This is a genomic window from Nocardia sp. NPDC056541 (genome assembly GCF_042794235.1).
Classification (GTDB): domain Bacteria; phylum Actinomycetota; class Actinomycetes; order Mycobacteriales; family Mycobacteriaceae; genus Nocardia.
Window position 1 is genome coordinate 106,669 of record NZ_JBHTUD010000008.1, and the last position, 17,209, is coordinate 123,877.

Annotated in this window: 15 protein-coding genes; 6 read left to right on the forward strand and 9 right to left on the reverse strand. The window is 69.1% G+C overall.

What is annotated here, in order from left to right:
- Window positions 1-12 precede the first annotated feature (12 nt).
- From ACFQ9R_RS15860 to ACFQ9R_RS15870, 3 genes are all read right to left on the reverse strand, one after another.
- Window positions 13-2,244: a fructose-specific PTS transporter subunit EIIC gene (locus ACFQ9R_RS15860; RefSeq protein WP_378991349.1), complete on the reverse strand. Its 2,232-nt coding sequence runs from the start codon at window positions 2,242-2,244 to the stop codon at window positions 13-15.
- 228 nt (window positions 2,245-2,472) lie between these two features.
- Window positions 2,473-3,462 carry a 1-phosphofructokinase family hexose kinase gene (locus tag ACFQ9R_RS15865; protein ID WP_378991351.1) on the reverse strand — a complete coding sequence of 330 codons (990 nt, stop codon included), beginning with the start codon at window positions 3,460-3,462 and terminating at the stop codon, window positions 2,473-2,475.
- The gene (locus ACFQ9R_RS15870; protein WP_378991353.1) at window positions 3,459-4,226 is read right to left on the reverse strand and encodes a DeoR/GlpR family DNA-binding transcription regulator; all 768 of its coding nucleotides are present in this window, start codon (window positions 4,224-4,226) and stop codon (window positions 3,459-3,461) included. The genes ACFQ9R_RS15865 and ACFQ9R_RS15870 overlap by 4 nt, the downstream gene beginning before the upstream one ends.
- A 262-nt stretch (window positions 4,227-4,488) precedes the next feature.
- On the opposite strand from ACFQ9R_RS15870, the gene ACFQ9R_RS15875 reads away from it, so the two are divergent.
- Entirely contained in the window at window positions 4,489-5,307 is an 819-nt protein-coding gene (locus tag ACFQ9R_RS15875) for an amino acid-binding protein (protein ID WP_378991355.1), read from the forward strand.
- 3 nt (window positions 5,308-5,310) lie between these two features.
- Here ACFQ9R_RS15875 and ACFQ9R_RS15880 read toward each other — a convergent pair whose 3' ends face one another.
- Window positions 5,311-5,535 carry a hypothetical protein gene (locus ACFQ9R_RS15880; RefSeq protein ID WP_378632882.1) on the reverse strand — a complete coding sequence of 75 codons (225 nt, stop codon included), beginning with the start codon at window positions 5,533-5,535 and terminating at the stop codon, window positions 5,311-5,313.
- 80 nt (window positions 5,536-5,615) lie between these two features.
- On the opposite strand from ACFQ9R_RS15880, the gene ACFQ9R_RS15885 reads away from it, so the two are divergent.
- Both ACFQ9R_RS15885 and ACFQ9R_RS15890 read left to right on the forward strand, forming a co-directional pair.
- Window positions 5,616-6,791 (forward strand): alpha-hydroxy-acid oxidizing protein, encoded by a 1,176-nt coding sequence (locus ACFQ9R_RS15885; protein ID WP_378991357.1) that lies wholly within the window; start codon window positions 5,616-5,618, stop codon window positions 6,789-6,791.
- A gap of 134 nt (window positions 6,792-6,925) precedes the next feature.
- The gene (locus tag ACFQ9R_RS15890) at window positions 6,926-7,678 is read left to right on the forward strand and encodes a DUF6319 family protein (protein ID WP_378991358.1); all 753 of its coding nucleotides are present in this window, start codon (window positions 6,926-6,928) and stop codon (window positions 7,676-7,678) included.
- A 1-nt stretch (window position 7,679) separates the two neighbouring features.
- Here the strand turns inward: ACFQ9R_RS15890 and ACFQ9R_RS15895 are convergent, their stop codons facing one another.
- A complete protein-coding gene (locus ACFQ9R_RS15895; RefSeq protein ID WP_378991359.1) occupies window positions 7,680-9,185 on the reverse strand; it encodes a diguanylate cyclase in 1,506 nt (501 codons plus the stop codon).
- A 292-nt stretch (window positions 9,186-9,477) separates the two neighbouring features.
- Here ACFQ9R_RS15895 and galK point away from each other — a divergent pair, with 292 nt between their 5' ends.
- The 3 genes from galK to ACFQ9R_RS15910 all read left to right on the forward strand — a co-directional run bounded on the left by galK (window position 9,478) and on the right by ACFQ9R_RS15910 (window position 12,718).
- Window positions 9,478-10,584: a galactokinase gene (gene galK / locus ACFQ9R_RS15900; protein ID WP_378991361.1), complete on the forward strand. Its 1,107-nt coding sequence runs from the start codon at window positions 9,478-9,480 to the stop codon at window positions 10,582-10,584.
- A 154-nt stretch (window positions 10,585-10,738) separates the two neighbouring features.
- Window positions 10,739-12,457, forward strand: a complete 1,719-nt coding sequence (locus tag ACFQ9R_RS15905) for a sodium:solute symporter family protein (protein ID WP_378991362.1) — start codon at window positions 10,739-10,741, stop codon at window positions 12,455-12,457.
- 12 nt (window positions 12,458-12,469) lie between these two features.
- Window positions 12,470-12,718, forward strand: coding sequence for a hypothetical protein (locus ACFQ9R_RS15910; protein ID WP_378991363.1), 249 nt, complete (start codon window positions 12,470-12,472; stop codon window positions 12,716-12,718).
- A gap of 102 nt (window positions 12,719-12,820) precedes the next feature.
- Here ACFQ9R_RS15910 and ACFQ9R_RS15915 read toward each other — a convergent pair whose 3' ends face one another.
- The 4 genes from ACFQ9R_RS15915 to ACFQ9R_RS15930 form a co-directional block, all read right to left on the reverse strand.
- Window positions 12,821-14,404 carry an alkaline phosphatase D family protein gene (locus ACFQ9R_RS15915; protein WP_378991364.1) on the reverse strand — a complete coding sequence of 528 codons (1,584 nt, stop codon included), beginning with the start codon at window positions 14,402-14,404 and terminating at the stop codon, window positions 12,821-12,823.
- A gap of 70 nt (window positions 14,405-14,474) precedes the next feature.
- Window positions 14,475-14,807, reverse strand: a complete 333-nt coding sequence (locus tag ACFQ9R_RS15920; protein ID WP_378632903.1) for a hypothetical protein — start codon at window positions 14,805-14,807, stop codon at window positions 14,475-14,477.
- A gap of 65 nt (window positions 14,808-14,872) precedes the next feature.
- Window positions 14,873-16,333, reverse strand: coding sequence for a PepSY-associated TM helix domain-containing protein (locus ACFQ9R_RS15925; protein ID WP_378991366.1), 1,461 nt, complete (start codon window positions 16,331-16,333; stop codon window positions 14,873-14,875).
- A 295-nt stretch (window positions 16,334-16,628) separates the two neighbouring features.
- Complete coding sequence (locus ACFQ9R_RS15930; RefSeq protein WP_378991367.1) at window positions 16,629-17,189, reverse strand: hypothetical protein; 561 nt, start codon at window positions 17,187-17,189, stop codon at window positions 16,629-16,631.
- Between the last annotated feature and the right edge of the window lie 20 nt (window positions 17,190-17,209).

The following is a 17,209-nucleotide window of genomic DNA, read 5'->3' on the forward strand; positions in this document are numbered from 1 at the left end:
TGTGCGAATGGATTACGCGGTGGTGAGAACGGGGGCGACGGACTGCTTACCGGTGAGTTCCTTGGCGAGGGTGACGCAGGCCGCGGCGACGAGCGTGCCGGCGACCAGCGACACCAGGAACCAGCCGAGGTGCCCGATCGCGAAGAACACGAAGATGCCGCCGTGCGGTGCGCTCGAGGTGACGTCGGTGGCCATGATCAGTCCGCCGGTCACCGCGCCGCCGACCATCATCGACGGCAGCACCCGCAGCGGGTCGGCGGCGGCGAACGGGATCGCGCCCTCGGAGATGAACGAGGCGCCGAGCAGCCAGGCCGCCTTGCCGTTCTCGCGTTCGGCCTCGGTGTAGAGGCGCGGGCGCAACACGGTCGACAAGGCCATCGCCAGCGGCGGCACCATGCCCGCGGCCATCACCGCGGCCATGATCCGCAGGGTCGCGGTATCGGTGACCGAGAGTCCGGCGGCGGCGAACGAGTAGGCGGCCTTGTTGACCGGACCACCCAGGTCGAAGCACATCATCACGCCCAGGATGACGCCGAGCGCGATGGCGGAGGTGCCGGACAGGCCGTTGAGCCAGTCGGTGAGCCCGTTGGTCACGGCGGCCAGGGGCTTGCCGAGCAGGACGAACATCAAGATGCCGACGATCGCCGACGCCAGCAGCGGGATGACCACCACCGGCATGAGCCCGCGCGCCCACGTGGGCACCGACAGCTTGCTCACCCACAGCGCCGCGAATCCGGCCACCAGGCCGCCGACCAGACCGCCGAGGAATCCCGCGCCGACGAAGACCGCGATCGCGCCCGCGGTGAAACCCGGCGCCAGGCCGGGACGGTCGGCGATCGCGAAGGCGATGTACCCGGCCAGCGCCGGGACCAGGAAGCTGAAGGCGAGCGAGCCGATCTGGAAGAGCACGGCGCCGACATAGGTGGCCAGGCCGCCGTCGGGCAGGTCGGTGATCGAGTTGTCGAGCACGATCGTCTTCGCGCTGTCGGAGATCTCGTAGCCGCCGAGCAGGAAGCTCAGGGCGATCAGCAGACCACCCGCGGCGACGAACGGGATCATGTAACTGACGCCGGTGAGCAGGATCTGGCGCAGGCGGGTGCCCCAGCCGATGCCCTTGGCCGCCGCCTGCGAGGGCGCGGGCGCGGTACCGCCGACGGTGGCGGCACTCGCGGTGGTACTCGCCGCGACGGCTTCCGCGATCATCGTGTCGGGCTCGTTGATGGCGCGTTTGACGCCGGACTCGACCACCGGCTTGCCCGCGAACCGGCTTCGGTCCTTCACCCCGACATCGGTGGCGAAGATGACGGCGTCGGCGTCGGCGATCGTGGCCGGGTCGAGCGTGTCGCCCCCGCTCGAGCCCTGGGTTTCCACCGCCACGTCGACGCCGGCGCGTTCGCCCGCGGCGACCAGGGCGTCAGCGGCCATGTAGGTGTGGGCGATGCCGGTCGGGCAGGCGGTGACCGCGACGATCCTCTTCGGCGCACCGGACTTCGCCGTGCCGACGGCCGGTGCATCGCCTCCAGTTGACGCTGGGTTGTCGCCCGGGTGTCCGGTGGGGGCCATCGTCGCGCCATCGGTTGTCGCGCCGGAACCAGCCACACCCACTGCGGCGGTACCGGCTGCCGCCGCGCCGACTCCGGCGGCCGATGACTCGGAGACGGGAGTCGCGTCCCTCTCGCCCGCAGCGGAGGAGGTTCCCGTTCCGCCGTCGGCGGGCGAACCGGACCCGGCCGCACCAGCCGATCCCGTCGCCGCTGTGCCACCGGGGGAAGGTGTGGTCGCGGCCGGTGGGGGATTGATGACGCCGTCGACCAGGGCGACCACGTCTGCCGGTGTCGCGGCGGCGCGTAGGTCGGCGACGAAGGCAGGCCGGACCAGTGCGCGAGCCAGCGACGACAACAATTTCATGTGCTCCGCGCCCGCGCCTTCCGGAGCGGCGATCAGGAAGACCAGATCGGCGGGCCCGTCGGGAGCGCCGAAATCGACGGCGGGTGCGAGTCGGGCGAAAACCAGCGAGGCGGTGGTGACGGCGGCCGATCGGCAGTGCGGGATCGCGATGCCGCCGGGTAGCCCGGTGGCCGATTGCGACTCCCTGGCGAGGGCGGCTTCGGCCACCGCGGCGACGTCGGTCGCGCGGCCCGTGATGGCGAGCTTGTCCGCGAGCGCGGTGATCACGGTGCTCTTGTCGGCGCCGAGATCGGCGTCGAGCGCGATCAGGTCTGGGGTGATGATCGAATCGGCCATCGTCGTGTCTTTCCGGAGTGGGGGTGGAGCAGGAGCTTGTCGGGTCCAGCGGTGTCGATCCGCGCGGTTATCGGCGTCGGCCGGTGGGGTAGCGCTGGGTGATGGACGTGTGGCGGTGGTGTTCGCCGTCTGCGGCCGGATCTCGGATCAGCGGCGGACGAACGCGCAAGTCGCAGCGGTTCGAGTGCGGCGATGGGCGAAGGCGCCGGGCGCCGATCGTGGGGACGCTCATGCCGGGGCCGATGGTCGGTCGGCGGTGAGTGGGTGCGCGGTGACGGCTTCGAGGACGATGTCAGCGGGGCCGGGTAGTTCGGTGCCGGGGAGCGCGGTGGCGGCGCTGCCGTAGGCGACGGCGGTGCGCAGGCGGTCGGCGGGGGGTTCGCCCGCGAGGTCGGCGAGCAGGTAGCCGGCCAGGGCCGAGTCGCCCGCGCCGACAGTGCTGCGCGCGACGATCGGCGGGGCGGCGGCGAACCACGCGTCCTCGGCGGTGACCAGAACGGCGCCCGCCGCGCCCAGGGTTGCCAGCACCGCGCCGACGCCACGGTCGATCAGTTTCACGGCGGCTTCGGCCGCGGCCGTGGGGTTTTCGAGGTCGACGGCGTCGAGACCGGTGAGCTGAGCCAGCTCTTCCGAGTTGGGTTTGATGAGATCCGGTGTGGCGCCGACTGATTCGGCGAACAGGGCGAGCAGCGGAGCATCGGAGGTATCGACGGCGACGCGGGGGCCACGCGTTCTGTTCGGCGACAGGCACGGTGTGGACAACGTCGCGACGAGCTGCGCGTACCAGTCGACGGGCACGCCCGGCGGTAGTGATCCGGACAGCACGATCCACTCGGCTCCCGTGGCCACCTCCACGAGCAGCGCCGTGAGCTCGGCCAGATCGCGCGCAGTCAAGGGACGGCCGGGCTCGTTGATCTTGGTCGTGGTGCCGTCGGATTCGGCGATGGTCAGATTCACCCTCGGCCCACCGGTCACCTGCACCGCGCGGAATTCGATTCCCGCCGTGCGTAATCCGTGCACCACGGGGTCGTCGTCGCCCCCCGGTAGCACCGCCGTGACCGCCGCCCCACCCCCGGACACCACCCGCGCGACATTGACTCCCTTGCCGCCGGGGTGCGACGTGACACTCGCCGCGCGATGCACCTGCCCGCGCCGCAACGGCTCGGTGAGGGTGATCGTGCGGTCGACACTCGGGTTCGCGGTCAGCGTGACGATCATGCGAGCACCACCTCGATTCCTTCGGCGACCAGTTCCGCGTGTGCGGTGGCCGGGATGTCGGTATCGGTGACCAGGACGTCGACCTCGGCGGCACGGCCGAAGCGCACGAAGTCCTCGCGCCCGATCTTGCTCGCGTCGGCGACCACGACGACCCGGTCGGCGGCGGCGATCATGGCGCGTTTCACGGCGGCTTCCTCCGGATCGGGGGTGGACAGCCCGTGTCGCACGGTCAGCGCGTTGGTGCCCAGAAACGCGACGTCGACCCGCAGTTCGCCGAGCAGTCGCAAGGTCTCGGCGCCGACGGCGGCCTGGGTGACGCCGCGAACCCGCCCACCGAGCAGGTGCAACCGCACACCCGTGAAGCCGGTGAGGCGCGCGGCGACCGGCAGCGAGTTGGTGACGGTGACCAGGTCGAGGTCGGCCGGCATGGCCGCGGCCACCCGCACGGTCGTCGTGCCCGCGTCGAACAGCACGCTGCCGCCCGCTCGCGGCAGGTACCGCTGCGCGAGTTCGGCGATCCGGTCCTTCTCCGCGGCGCGCGTGCTGTCGCGCTCGGCGGTGCCCGGTTCGAAGGTCGTGAGCGCGCCGGAACCGACCGCGCCCCCGTGCACCCGCCGGATCACCCCGAGTCGGTCGAGCACCGTCAGATCGCGGCGCACGGTTTCGGTGGTGACCCCGTACTGGTCGGCGAGTTCGGCGACGGAGACGCGCCCGCGATGCCCGATCAGGGTCGCGATCGCCTGCTGCCGTTCCTCGGCGTACATGGAGTTCCTCCGGTCTCGGTGAATCTTTACTTATGTTGTTTTATGCCCATTTATGTGGGTTTGTCAATGGATTTTGGTGAGCCGAGTCACAACCGTTGCCCTCCGACTATCGACGCAATGGTGCCGGCGGTCACACCCGAACAGCGTGGGTGCTCGACATCACTGCGGAAATCGGTGCAGGTCAACAGCTTTGGCGCGCGCTTTCACGTCGCTGTTACGCACCTCGTCCAAGATCGACACGAAGGCCGGAGACGCTGACCCCATGTGGCGATTCGCAGTGCGACCCCGTGTCACGGTCCTGGCCTGCGAGGTATGCGGCAGACTGCCGCATCCCGGCCGGACCAGGCTCACGCTGGCCAAATTCGCGGCGGTGTTCCCGGTGGAGCTGGCGCTGCACGCGTTGGTCGTCCATGCGCACCCGCCGTACCTGCTGACCGTCGCCCTGCTCACGGTCACCACCACGATCCTGGTGATCTGGGTGGTGGAGCCGTCGGCGATGCGCATGCTCGGCGGCTGGCTGCACAGCCCGGAACTACGGCACCGCGACCGCATCGACTCCGCGCCCGCGCTCTGGCGGATCCGGGTGCGCCTGGCCGACCGTCCCGGCGCGCTCGAGACGTTGGCCAAACATCTCGCCCACCGCGACGCCAACATTCTCACCGTGCACGTGCACCAGCTGGAGGACGCCGTCCTCGACGAACTCGTCGTCGCCGCGCCCGCCGAGGTCACCGCGCACGCGATCACCTCCGCCGCGGAACACGCGGGAGGGTCCGGAGTGCGGGTCTGGCCCGCGACCGTGCTGTCGCTGATCGATGGTCAGACCAAGGCGCTGGCCATCGCCGCCCGCATCGTCGGCGATCCGGACGAATTACCCTTGGCCGTCGCCGAACTGCTGGGCGCGCGCTACCTCGCGCCCGGTACGCCCCAGGTGAGCGAACCGGGCGAGGGCACGCTGCTGGAACTGGACCGTGACGATCGTCGCTGGGGTTTCGTACGCCCCGACGAACCGTTCACCCCCGCGGAGATCGCCCGCGCGCATCGGCTCGCCGATCTGGCGGTGCTCACCGCGCGGCGACAGTGACGTTCAGTCGAAGCCGAGGTCGCTGGTGAGCGGATCGCGTAGGGCGCCCTCGGCGGCCCGCAGACGATCGGTGACCGAGGTCAGCAGATCCATCGAATCCTGGGACAGCCCGAGCGCGAGGCGGGTCAGGTGACGGATGGCATCGCAATGGAAGAGGTCGGCGAGTAGAGCGTCCGGGTCGGCGGGCGCGGCCGAGTGTTCGACGACGGTCACGGCAGGGGCACTCACAATCTCGTATTTTCGAGTATGACGCACCTTACATCCACCCTGCGGTCCGTGAACCCCGGTCGGCGTGCGAAAGTGCAGCAATGAGTCAGTTCGCCGACTATCAGAACGAGATCTACCTGGCCGCGCTCGGTGGGATCCAGCCCGAATTTCCCATGGATTACGCGACACTCGAGCGCAAAGCCACTGCGGCACTGCCGGATTCGTTGCTGAACTATATCGCAGGCGGGGCGGGCGACGAGCTCACGCAGCGGCGCAACGCCGAAGCGTTCGCCGATTGGGGTCTGGTGCCGCGAATGCTGGTCGGCGCCACCGAGCGCGACCTCGCCGTCACCGCCTTCGGTCACACCTTCGCCAACCCGCTGTTCCTCGCGCCGGTCGGGGTGATCGGTCTGGTCGGCGAGAAGGGCCACGGCGACATCGCGGTGGCCGAGGCGTCGGCGCAGACCGGTGTGCCCGCGATGTATTCGACGCTGATGGAGGATCCGCTCGAGGACGTCCGCCCGCACGCGGGCGACACGCCCTCGTTCTTCCAGCTGTACACACCGAAGAACCGTGAGCTCGCCGAGAGCCTGGTGCACCGCGCCGAGGCCGCGGGGTACGCGGGGATCACGGTCACCCTCGACACCTGGGTGCCCGGTTGGCGTCCGCGCGACCTGGCCAGTGGGAACTTCCCGCAGCTGCGTGGGCACGTGCTGAAGAACTACACCAGCGACCCGGTCTTCCAGCAGATGGTCGGCTCCGACGATCCCAAACTGATTGTCCTGCACTGGATCGCGACCTTCGGCAATTCGCTGACCTGGGATGATCTCGGCTGGCTGCGGTCGATCACCGATCTGCCGCTGATCCTCAAAGGCATCTCCCATCCCGAGGACGCGCGCAAGGCGATCGACTTCGGCGCCGACGGCATCTACTGCTCCAATCACGGTGGGCGCCAGGCCAACGGCGGGCTGAGTGCGCTGGAGACCTTGCCCGCGGTCGTGGCCGCCTGTGACGATCGGGTGCCGGTGCTGTTCGACTCCGGGGTGCGCTCGGGCGCCGATGTGGTGAAGGCGCTCGGACTCGGCGCGACGATGGTCGGGCTCGGCAGGCCGTATGTGTACGCGCTCGCACTGGGTGGAGTGCGCGGCCTGGTGCATCTGCTGCGCAGCTACGCGGCCGAAGCGGACCTGCTGATGGCGGTCAACGGCTATCGCGATGTGGCCGCGGTGCGCGAGAACATCCGGCCGACAACGCGCGGCAACGCCACTCTCGGCTGAGAGTGGCGCGGCCCGGAACCCTCGCGCAGGAGGGTGTTTCGGGCCGTGTGGGCGGCTCGGGGGAGAACTTGTCGGTGCAGTGCGGCATCATCGGTGCGAAGACCACGCTGTAGCACCAACCCCCGGAGTCCACGATGTCCTCGCCGAGCACCAAGTCCGCATCCCGCCGATCAGCACCGCCGGTACTATCCGACGCCGAGCTCGCGCGTATCGCAGGCGAGCTCGCTGAGGGCAAACCGCCGATGGTGTGGTTCACCGCCGCCGCTGTCGGTGTCGCCGAGGGGAAGTCGGGCAAGGTTGTCGCGCTCGACGATCCGTCCGCGGGCGACTTCCTGCAGGTGCGGCCCACCGGTTCCAAAGATGTGCTCTCGTTCGGCCCGAGCGAGGTGACGCTGACCAAGCCGGCCCGCGGGACTACCGTAGCGCCGGGCGGATCCGCACGGACCCGCCCGGACAGTGCCCCCGCGCCGAGCAACCGAAAGGACAACACTGTGACCCAGCCGTCGACCCTGCCGAGCGCTGCTACGCCCGCGCCGAGGTCGCTCGCCCCGGTAGCCGATGATCCCAAGCCCGCCCCGGCAGCGCCGCGGCCGGCGAAGGCTCCCGCGGTGCGCAAGGCCAAGGTGGCCGAGGTGACCGTGACCCTCACCGGAACCGCCGACGGTGAGTGGACTGTCGATGTGATCAACGGTAAGAAGCGCAGTGTGAAGGGGTTGGCGGTCAGCAGTGCGGCCGTCGCTCAGGCCGCGAAGATCCTGCACCCCGAGGTAGAGGAAGTGGTGGCCGGGATTCTGGAGGCTGCTCGGGGGGCGCAGCAAGCGAAGGTCGCGCAGTTGCAGGCCGAGCTGGAGGCGGCTCGGAAGCTGTTGGAGGAGTTGGGGGACTGACCTACTGGGCCACCCGCTGAATCCGCGGGGAGGCGGAGATGCGCCGCCGCGTCGACGGCTTTCTCAGTTCGTCGTGGAAGCTGAGACCGAGGCGGTATTCCTTGGCGTGATACATGGCGGCGTCGGCGGTGCGGATCAGGTCGTAGATGGTTGTTTCGGTGGGGCGGGTGGTCAGGCAGGCGACGCCGATGCTGGCGGTGATGGGGATTTCACCGCAGCTCAGTTCGAAGGGGCGGATGAAGGCGCCGAGGATGTGTTCGGCCAGCACGGCGGCTTCGGTGCGGCTGCGTGGTGCCAGGACCACGAATTCGTCGCCGCCGTAGCGGGCCGTGAGGTCGGCGCTGGCGGTGGTGCGGCGGATGCGGGACGCGGCGTTGGCGATGAGTTCGTCGCCGACGGCGTGACCGTAGCTGTCGTTCACCATTTTGAAGCCGTCGAGGTCGATGAACAGCAGACACAGTGGTTTTCCGGCCCACTGATCGCGATAGCGGTGTGGTGCGCGCAGCAGCGCGGCCCGGTTGAACAGCCCGGTGAGCAGGTCGTGGTCGGCCTGGTACTGGGCGCGGCGTTCGCTGCGTGTGCTGCGCGCGATGGCGCGTTCGCTGCGCACCAGGACACCGGCCAACAGCAACGTGAGCAGCGCGCAGATCACCACGCGGTCGACCACGCCGAGGTCGGCGCCGACCACACTCACCAGCGAGGCCGCCACCAGTGCCACCGCGATCATCCCGGCCCGCTGCCGCGATCGATGCGGTCCCACACTCTCGGCGTCGCGCAACCCGCCCATCGTCGGCTGCACCGCGGCCAGCCCGGCCAGCAGGTACGCCCACTGCTGCGGCACCAGCGCGACTTCGGGATCGACCGCGATCGTGCCTGCGGCAGTGAGGCTTTCGATCAACCCACCGATGAGTACGGCGATCAATGCGGCCTGCAACAACCGCAGCGATGTCTCCGAGCGGACCACCGTCGCCAGCGAATGCGCGAGCACGGTAGCCAGCAGCGCGTGGATCAGCGGATAGCTCGCGGCCAGCGCGGTATCGACGAACCCGGTGCTGTGCCGCAGGATCGGCGAGATCAGGAATGTCCACGAGGCCAGCAGCGCGCTGAGCCCGATGAGCGTCGAGTCCAGCCAGAGGTCGCGGGCATTGCGCAGTCGGTGCGGCTGCAACCAGCCGACGGCGGCCACGCCGAGGCACAGCGAGGCCGCCAACGTACACAGATCGTCGACCGGGTGCCAGCTCGGGGGCAGTCCGAGCGCGCGTATCGCGGTGCCCGTGGCGAACAGCGGCACCGACGCGGCCAGCAGGTACCAGGGCAGCCGGTGCGCGGGCCGATGGCGGTACATGCCGTACCCGATCATCGCCAGCGATCCCGCGACGATCACGATGAGCAGCAGAAACGGCAGCGCCCGGCCGCCCGCCAGCGGCGCGATCAGCACGGCCCCCGCCGCGCCGAGCGATACCGCGCACCGTCGCAGGCTCCCGTAGCGTGTCTCGCTGATGGTCATCAGCCCCCCTCGATCTTGCTGCGCACGCGACGAGCGTCGATTCGAATGTGAGGCCGGTGAATCACTCGAAGTATCGGCCGAGAGCACCGAGTGTTGTTGTCCGAGCACGATCCCCAGCCGGCAGTGCCGACGCTCAAAACCTTTACAACTCAGTCGATCATGACACGTCCACGGCCCTGCTGTCGATGCGTTGAGAGCATTGCCGCATACCGATTCGGCACCCGGTGCTCGACAGTTGCCCGCCGCGGTGTTCGGTGATGACATCGTCGCAGGAAGCGGAAGGGAAGTACGGGTGGAGAAGTGGATCGCGCCGGGCCGGGTGAACCTCATCGGCGAGCACACCGACTACAACGACGGGTTCGTCTTGCCGATCGCCCTGCCGCTCGGCGTCGTCTGCGCGGCCGGACCGCGCGGTGACGGGCTGGTACGGCTCACCTCGGCGCAGCGGCCCGGTGAGGTCGTCGAGGTGGGCGTAGATGCTCTTGCGGCACAACGGGATCGGCTGCCCGGTTGGGCCCGCTATCCGCTCGGCGTCGTCAACGAATTCATCCGCGGCGGTCATCGCGTCAGCGGGGTGGACCTCGAACTCGACGGTGCGGTGCCGATCGGCGCGGGCCTGTCCTCGTCGGCGGCCCTGTGCTGCGCGGTGACGATCGCGCTGCGCGACCTGTTCGCGCCCGCGCTCACCGATCGGCGCATGGTCGAGATCGCCAGGGCGGCGGAGAACAGCTTCGCCGGAGTGCCGACGGGCCTGCTCGACCAGTCCGCCTCGATCCTGTGTACCGAGGGCCACGCCCTGTTCCTCGACATCCGCGCCTTCACCGCCTCGGAATCGGCTGCCGCCGAGCAGATTCCGTTCGATCTCGCCGCTGCCGGGCTGGCGTTGATCGTCGCCGACACCGGCCACCCGCACGATCTGGCAGACGGCGGATATGCCGAGCGGAGAGCCCAGTGCGAAGCCGCCGCCGCCGCGCTGAAGCTGTCCGCCCTGCGCGATGCCACCTCCGAAGACCTGCCACGCTTACAGGATCGAGTGCTGCGGCGTCGCGCGCGGCACGTGGTCACCGAGAACGCGCGGGTGCTCGCGGTCGTCGACCGGCTGCGCGCCGGTGCGGACCCGCAGTCGATCGGTGCGCTGCTCACGGCCTCGCACCACTCGCTGCGCGAGGACTTCGAGGTTTCCGCGCCCCCGCTGGATCTCGCCGTCGACGCGGCACTCGCCGCGGGCGCACACGGTGCGCGCATGGTCGGCGGTGGCTTCGGCGGCAGCATCATCGCCCTGGTCGAGCACGCCGACCGGGTGGCCGAGAACATCATGAACCGGTTCGCTACCACTGGTTTCGCCCCGCCCCGCGTCTTCGCCGTCGAGCCTGCCGCGGGTGCGCGCAGACTGGAGTGAACAGTTGTCCATTTTGTTCTGTGCGATTTCGCTGTGCGGCGCAGGACGGGCGCGCACAGTGGGAAGCACCCGAAACAGTTCGACGGACGACGCGACCCGCGCCGTGTGAACGACGCTCGTGTGCCGTCCGGCTCCAGGTCAGGAGGGACACGCTGTGCCGCTTGCCTTTTCGCCCGCCACCCTAGAAGCCTCGTCGACACTGCGGCTCGACGCCGCCCCCGTCGACTACGCGCTGGTCGCCCTGTACTTCGTCTTCGTCCTCGGCATCGGCCTCATTGCCCGGCGCCGGGTGTCGTCGAGTATCGACTTCTTCCTGTCGGGGCGCTCGCTGCCCGCGTGGGTCACCGGTCTCGCGTTCATCTCCGCCAATCTCGGCGCGGTGGAGATCATGGGCATGTCTGCCAACGGTGCCCAATACGGCTTCCCCACCTTCAACTACTTCTGGATCGGCGCCGTGCCCGCGATGCTGTTCCTCGGTGTGGTGATGATGCCGTTCTACTACGGCTCCAAGGTGCGTTCGGTGCCGGAATTCATGCGCAGGCGCTTCGGTACCGGCGCGCACCTGGTGAACGCGTTGAGCTTCGCGGTGGCCCAGGTGCTGATCGCGGGGGTGAACCTCTATCTGCTCGGCACCATCGTGAATGTGCTGCTGGGCTGGCCGCTGTGGATCTCGGTGGTCGTGGCCGCGGTGATCGTGCTGTCCTACGTCACCCTCGGCGGGCTCTCGGCCGCGATCTACAACGAGGTGCTGCAGTTCTTCGTGATCGTGGCCGCACTACTGCCGCTGACCCTGGTCGGCCTGCACCGTGTCGGCGGCTGGGACGGCTTGCAGGACAAGGTGTCCGGCTCACCGGGTGGCGCCGACCAGTTGCAGACCTGGCCGGGCAACGCGATGAGCGGATTCACCGACAACTTCGCCTCGATCATGGGCATCGTGTTCGGTCTGGGATTCGTTCTCTCCTTCGGGTATTGGACAACCAACTTCGTAGAAGTGCAGCGTGCCTTGGCCACTCACTCGATTTCGGCCGCGCAGCGCACCCCCATCATCGGCGCCTATCCGAAGATGTTCATCCCGCTGATCGTGGTGATCCCCGGCATGATCAGCGCGGTCCTGGTGCCACAGATGATCGAGTACAAACAGCAGGTCACCGCGAATCCCGATTTCGAGGGCGATGTCACCTACAACCAGGCGCTGTTGTTCTTGATGAAAGAGGTGCTGCCGAACGGCCTTCTCGGTGTCGGGCTCGCGGGTCTGCTGGCGGCGTTCATGGCCGGAATGGCGGCCAATGTCTCGGCGTTCAACACCGTGTTCAGCTTCGATCTGTGGCAGCAGTACGTCCGTAAGGGTCGTCCCGACGGGTACTACCTGAAGGTCGGCAGGTTGGCCACGGTCGGTGCGACGGTGGCGGCGATCTTCACCGCGTTCATCGCGGGCGGGTTCAGCAACATGATGGACTACCTGCAGACCCTGTTCAGTTTCTTCAACGCACCGCTGTTCGCGACGTTCATCCTCGGCATGCTGTGGAAGCGGATGTCGCCGACCGCGGGCTGGGTCGGCCTGGTCAGTGGCACGCTCGCCGCCGTGTTCGTGTTCCTGCTCAACGAGACCGGGGTGACGAACCTGTCCGGGCAGGGCGCCAGCTTCGTCGCCGCGGGCGCCGCGTTCGTGGTCGACATCGCCGTCAGCGTCGCGGTCACCCTGGTGACCAGGCCGAAGCCGCCCGCCGAACTGGTCGGCCTGGTGTATTCCGAGACACCGAAGGCGATGCGCACCGACGCCGATGCCGACTCGCTGCCCTGGTACCAGCGGCCGACCCTGCTCGCCGGGATCGCCCTCGTGCTGGTGATCGCCCTCAACATCATCGTCGGATAAGGAGTCAGCACCATGCTTTTCGATATCCGCACCATTGTCGGTGCGCTGCTCGGCAGCTACGGCGTCGTCCTGGTGATCACCTCGCTGGTGCAGGACAGCGCGGCCCAGGAGGTCAAGACCGGCGGGATCGATGTGAATCTCTGGGCGGGGCTCGGCATGATCGGGTTCGCCGTCGTGTTCATCGGCTGGGCGCTGCTACGCCCGGTCCAGGTCCCCGAGGGTGCGGCGATGACGATGGAGGAATTCACCCCGGATCCGTGACGCGTGCGCGCCCGGGTCGGTGTGCGGGCGCGGGTAGCGTCGAGGCTATGGCGACCACGATGCGCGCGTTGCTGACCGGTGCCGCCGAAGGGAAAACTGTCCTCAGGCTGACCTGACCGCGCCGGGGATCCCGTCCTCGACAACGAAACTCGCCCGCGTGCTGATCGGGGCACCCGGACGGCTCACGTAGGGGACCACGCGGAAGTCGTTGCGCCACTGGCGATGGTCGAGGTCGACGCGAACATAGCCGCGTTGCCGGTTGTAGAACTTCAGGTCCGGGTTGGCGGCCAGCAGCGTACGACCCGCGTCGGTGAGATCCGCGCCGTCGCTGCCGGTGCTGATCGATGTGCCGGTGAATTCTGTTGCCACGACCGGTGATTCGGGATCGGCGTAGTCGCGGCGTAGGTCGGCGACGTAGTTCTCGTGGCGGTCGCCGGTGATCACCACCAGGTTGTCGACCGCGTGGTCGGTGGCTGCGGCCAGCACCGTATTGCGGTCTGCGACATAGCCGTCCCAGGCATCGGTGCCGAGCAGCAGGTCGGGGCCGGGGTCGTAATCGGACTGGGCCATGGCGACCTGATTGCCGAGCACCTGCCAGCGGGCGGGCGAGGTGGCGAAGCCGTCGACGAGCCAGTCACGTTGGGCCGCACCGAGAATCGTGCGGTCGGTGGCGAAACGGTCGGCGCATCCGACGACCGCCGAGCCGTCACCGCATGCCTGCTGGGTGCGGTACTGCCTGGTGTCGATCATGGTGAATTCGGCGAGATCGCCGAACCGGTAGCGGCGGTGCAGGTGCATCGACGGGCCTGCGGGCAGCTGCGCCAAGCGCATCGGCTGATGCTCGTACATGGCCTGGAACGCAGCGGCCTTGCGGCGGCGGAACAGCGGTGCGAGGCGGTACACGTCGAAGCCGAGGCCGGGACTGTCACCGGCCCAGTTGTTGTCGAGCTCGTGATCGTCGAGGGTGACCAGCCAGGGGAACGCCGAGTGCGCGGCCTGGAGCGGCGCTTCGCCTTTGGCCTGGGCATAGCGCAGTCGGTAGCCCGCCAGATCCACTGCCTCGCCGGCGAGTTGCGGCGGCAGGTGCGCACCGTGGCGGGCCAGCACCCAGGAGGATTCGTAGATGTAGTCGCCGAGATGCACGACGAGGTCGAGATCTTCGGCGCTGAGGTGTTCGTAGGCGGTGTAGTACCCCGAACTCCACGACTGGCACGACGCGAAGGCGAACCGGAGCCGCGCGGTCGGGCTGTCGAGCGCGGGCGCGGTGCGGGTGCGCCCGACCGGCGAGATCGCCGAACCGGCCCGGAACCGGTAGTAGTACCACCGATCCGGCGCCAGCCCGGCGACCTCGGGATGCACACTGTGCCCGAGCTCGCGGGTCGCCACCGCTGAGCCGGTGACCACGACTTTCGTGAATCGTTCGTCCTCGGCGACCTCGTAGTCGACGGTCACCGGGGCGACCGTCATCCCGCCGTACCCGTCGGGTGCGAGCGGATCGGGGGCGAGTCGCGTCCACAGCACCACTCCGTCCGGGGTCGGTTCGCCGGACGCGACCCCGAGCGAGAACGGTTCGCCGAGCCGCCGTGGCGCGGCGAACCGCGCACTGCTCACCGCGGATACCCCCACGACAGCGGCGATCGAACCGCCGATGCCGCCGTGCAGGAGTTGTCGGCGAGACAGCGTCATCCGCTGATCCTTTCACCGCAAATCCGAACCAGCCACCGATCGTGTCGGGTTCGGCGTCGCGATGCGGGTGTCAGAGCCGGAAGATCCGCGAGCCGACGGCCCACCCCGCGCTGGACCAGTTCGGACCGAAGCACGCCACGGTGCCCGCCTGGCCGACCGGCAGGTCCTGGCGGATCGTGTACGGCCCGACGGCGAAGGGCGCGATGTTGTAACCGATGCAGTCGACCTCGAGCCGGTAGGTGCCCTCGCCGCCGTAACACCCACCATTGAACGCCCACGGGCCGTTCATCGACCCCTGGCAGCCGGGATCAGCGGCGGCCGTCCCCGCGGCGACACCGGTCAAGGCGACCGCGATGGCCGGAGCGGCCAAGCACATCGCTACTGCGCGAGCTGAGGTTCTCATGGGCAAGCTCCGATCATCGAGGGTCATGGGTTACATGGGATGTTTCCTCGATAGTTAGCCATGCGTTACACCGTGTCCGCGCGAGCGGCCAGGCCCAATGCGACATCGATGAGCAGGAAAACGATCAAGCTCACGCCGATGAGCGGGAGGAACCAGCCGACGGCGACCGCCGCGCCGACCAGCGGAACGGTGATCCACGGCGACGTGCGGCGCAGCACCCCACGCCGTGGCGGGACGGGCAGAGCGGTCCTGCGGGTGGGTCGACGCTGCCACCACATGCGGTAACCGAGCACGATCACGGTGACGAGGCCGACCATGATCGCGAGCAGCAACAGCTGGTTGACCAGGCCGAACAGCAGACCCATGTGGAAGGCGATGCCCCAGTTGGTGAGCTTGGCCATCAGCGGCCAGTCGGCGAACGCCAGCCGGTCGGTGACCGTGCCGGTCGCGCCGTCGACGGCGAGCGAGTCGACGGTGTAGGTGCCGGGCAGGCGCAGTTCCTTGATGCCGAACGCCTTCTCCGGCGTCGCCGGGATGGCGATTTCGGCGCCCTGGGTGATGCCCTCGGCGCGAGCGACCTCGTAGACGCGATCGAGTTGCGCGATCCGTGCCGAGGGGTCGACCGGGGCCGGGCCGGTCTGCCCCCCGCTGTGGTGGTCGCCGCCCGAGGACTGGGCGGGACCGGCGGTGCCCGGCAGTTTCACGCTCACCGCGGGGGTGGTCCAGCTGAGTTCTTCGCGCAGCGTCGTGACGTTCTCACCGGCATAGGTGGACCACGTCATGCCGGTGGCCGAGAGCAGCAGCACCACGGGCAGGATCCAGACGCCGATCGCACCGTGCCAGTTCATCTTTCGACGCCTGGTCTGGGACAGATCCGGCTTGAGCAGCCACTGCGCCGACCTGCGGTCGCGCCGCTTGCGCACCCGGTGCACCCACAGCACCAGCCCGAACAGCGCGATCACCCACAGCCACGACGCGGCCAGCTCGCTGTAGAGCCTGCCGGGCTCGCCCAGGTGCAGGCTGCGATGGAACTCGCTGAGCCAGGTGCGCAGTGGCAGCGCGCCACCACTTCCGTAGACCACCGACTCGCCGACCGGCTGGGCGGTGTGCGGGTCGACGAACACCGACAGCCGCTCGGAGTCGCCGAGCGCCGGATCGTTGAACAGCACGCGCGTGGTGTCGCCCTCGTTCGGGGCGGGGGCGACCGCGACCAGAGCCAGGTCGGGGCGCGCCGCGACCGCCGCGCCGACCTGGGCGGACAGGGCCTGGTCGGGCCCGGTGGTGTCGACCTGCAGCAGATCGCGCGAGACGAACCCTTCGATCGTCGGCGCGATCGCGTACAGCGCGCCGGTGAGCGCGGCGATCAGGATGAACGGGGCGACGAAGAACCCCGCGTAGAAGTGCAGGCGCAGGGCCAGCGGAGACAGGCGTAAGCCCCGGCGTGCGCCGGAACGTGGACTGTCACCGGGGATCGGTGGTGCCGAGGGGGAGTTCTCCTCGGCCGGACGAGTGTCCGTGATGCTCATGCTGATTCATTTCTGGAGTACTGGAACCCGGTGCGCGCGGACAAGGCACGGCTCGGCACCCGCATCGACGACGGCGCGCGAAGGCCGTCGACCTGGTGCGGCGTGGAGCCTGCCGATCGTCAGGCGCGGTCTTCGTCCGAGCGGAGCCGGACGAACACGGCCGATCGGCGGCGTACGTCGAGTGCCACGCTCACGTCGAGAGAACGGGTGACGTCAGCGTAGGGAGGCGACAACGAGGCGCGTGTTCGACACGGGGACAGCGCACGACGAGCCCGTGCACCGGGTGAGGGAAAGGTCAGAAAGGAACAGCGAGCGGGGGAGCGCGGGTTCGCAGCGACGACGTGGCGAAGATTCGCAGGATGACGCGGTCGCGGTGGGCCAGGCGCAACGGCGCCGGGTCGGGGATGCGGGGAGTGCGGTAGCGCAGCGGCAGGATGCGCGCCAGCACAGCGCCGCCGACCCGGTAGGCGGCCTCGGCGCCGACGATGACGACGGCCGCGAGCAGCGCGGCGACGGTGTGGGCGGTGAGCATGCCGAGTCCGAGCGAATCGTCAGCCGAGTGCGAGTGCCCCGACCAGCTCATCGTGGTGTGGCCGACCAGCTGACCACCCAGCAGCACCGCCGCCAAACCCAGCGCACCGTGACGCAGTGGTCCGATCCCGGTGACCAGTGCGCCGACAACCGCCGAGGCCGCCGCCAGCAACACGATCGCGGTGCTGCCCGGCAGCGCCCCACCGGCGGCCAGCCCGTGCGCGGCCAACGACAGCGCGCCCGACATCGAGCCCGCGCAGGCGCCACGCAGCCGCGCGCCGACCGCACGCGACGGCGCGGACGCCTGCTCGAACCCGATGATCACGCGCTGATGATAGTCGACGG

Coding starts and splice junctions, on each gene's coding strand:
- ACFQ9R_RS15910 (WP_378991363.1), top strand. CDS start 12,470: ATGCTTTTCGATATCCGCACCATTGTCGGTGCGCTGCTCGGCAGCTAC.
- ACFQ9R_RS15895 (WP_378991359.1), bottom strand. CDS start 9,185: ATGACCATCAGCGAGACACGCTACGGGAGCCTGCGACGGTGCGCGGTA.
- ACFQ9R_RS15870 (WP_378991353.1), bottom strand. CDS start 4,226: ATGTACGCCGAGGAACGGCAGCAGGCGATCGCGACCCTGATCGGGCAT.
- ACFQ9R_RS15885 (WP_378991357.1), top strand. CDS start 5,616: ATGAGTCAGTTCGCCGACTATCAGAACGAGATCTACCTGGCCGCGCTC.
- ACFQ9R_RS15875 (WP_378991355.1), top strand. CDS start 4,489: ATGTGGCGATTCGCAGTGCGACCCCGTGTCACGGTCCTGGCCTGCGAG.
- ACFQ9R_RS15890 (WP_378991358.1), top strand. CDS start 6,926: ATGTCCTCGCCGAGCACCAAGTCCGCATCCCGCCGATCAGCACCGCCG.
- ACFQ9R_RS15920 (WP_378632903.1), bottom strand. CDS start 14,807: ATGAGAACCTCAGCTCGCGCAGTAGCGATGTGCTTGGCCGCTCCGGCC.
- ACFQ9R_RS15865 (WP_378991351.1), bottom strand. CDS start 3,462: ATGATCGTCACGCTGACCGCGAACCCGAGTGTCGACCGCACGATCACC.
- ACFQ9R_RS15925 (WP_378991366.1), bottom strand. CDS start 16,333: ATGAGCATCACGGACACTCGTCCGGCCGAGGAGAACTCCCCCTCGGCA.
- ACFQ9R_RS15915 (WP_378991364.1), bottom strand. CDS start 14,404: ATGACGCTGTCTCGCCGACAACTCCTGCACGGCGGCATCGGCGGTTCG.
- ACFQ9R_RS15860 (WP_378991349.1), bottom strand. CDS start 2,244: ATGGCCGATTCGATCATCACCCCAGACCTGATCGCGCTCGACGCCGAT.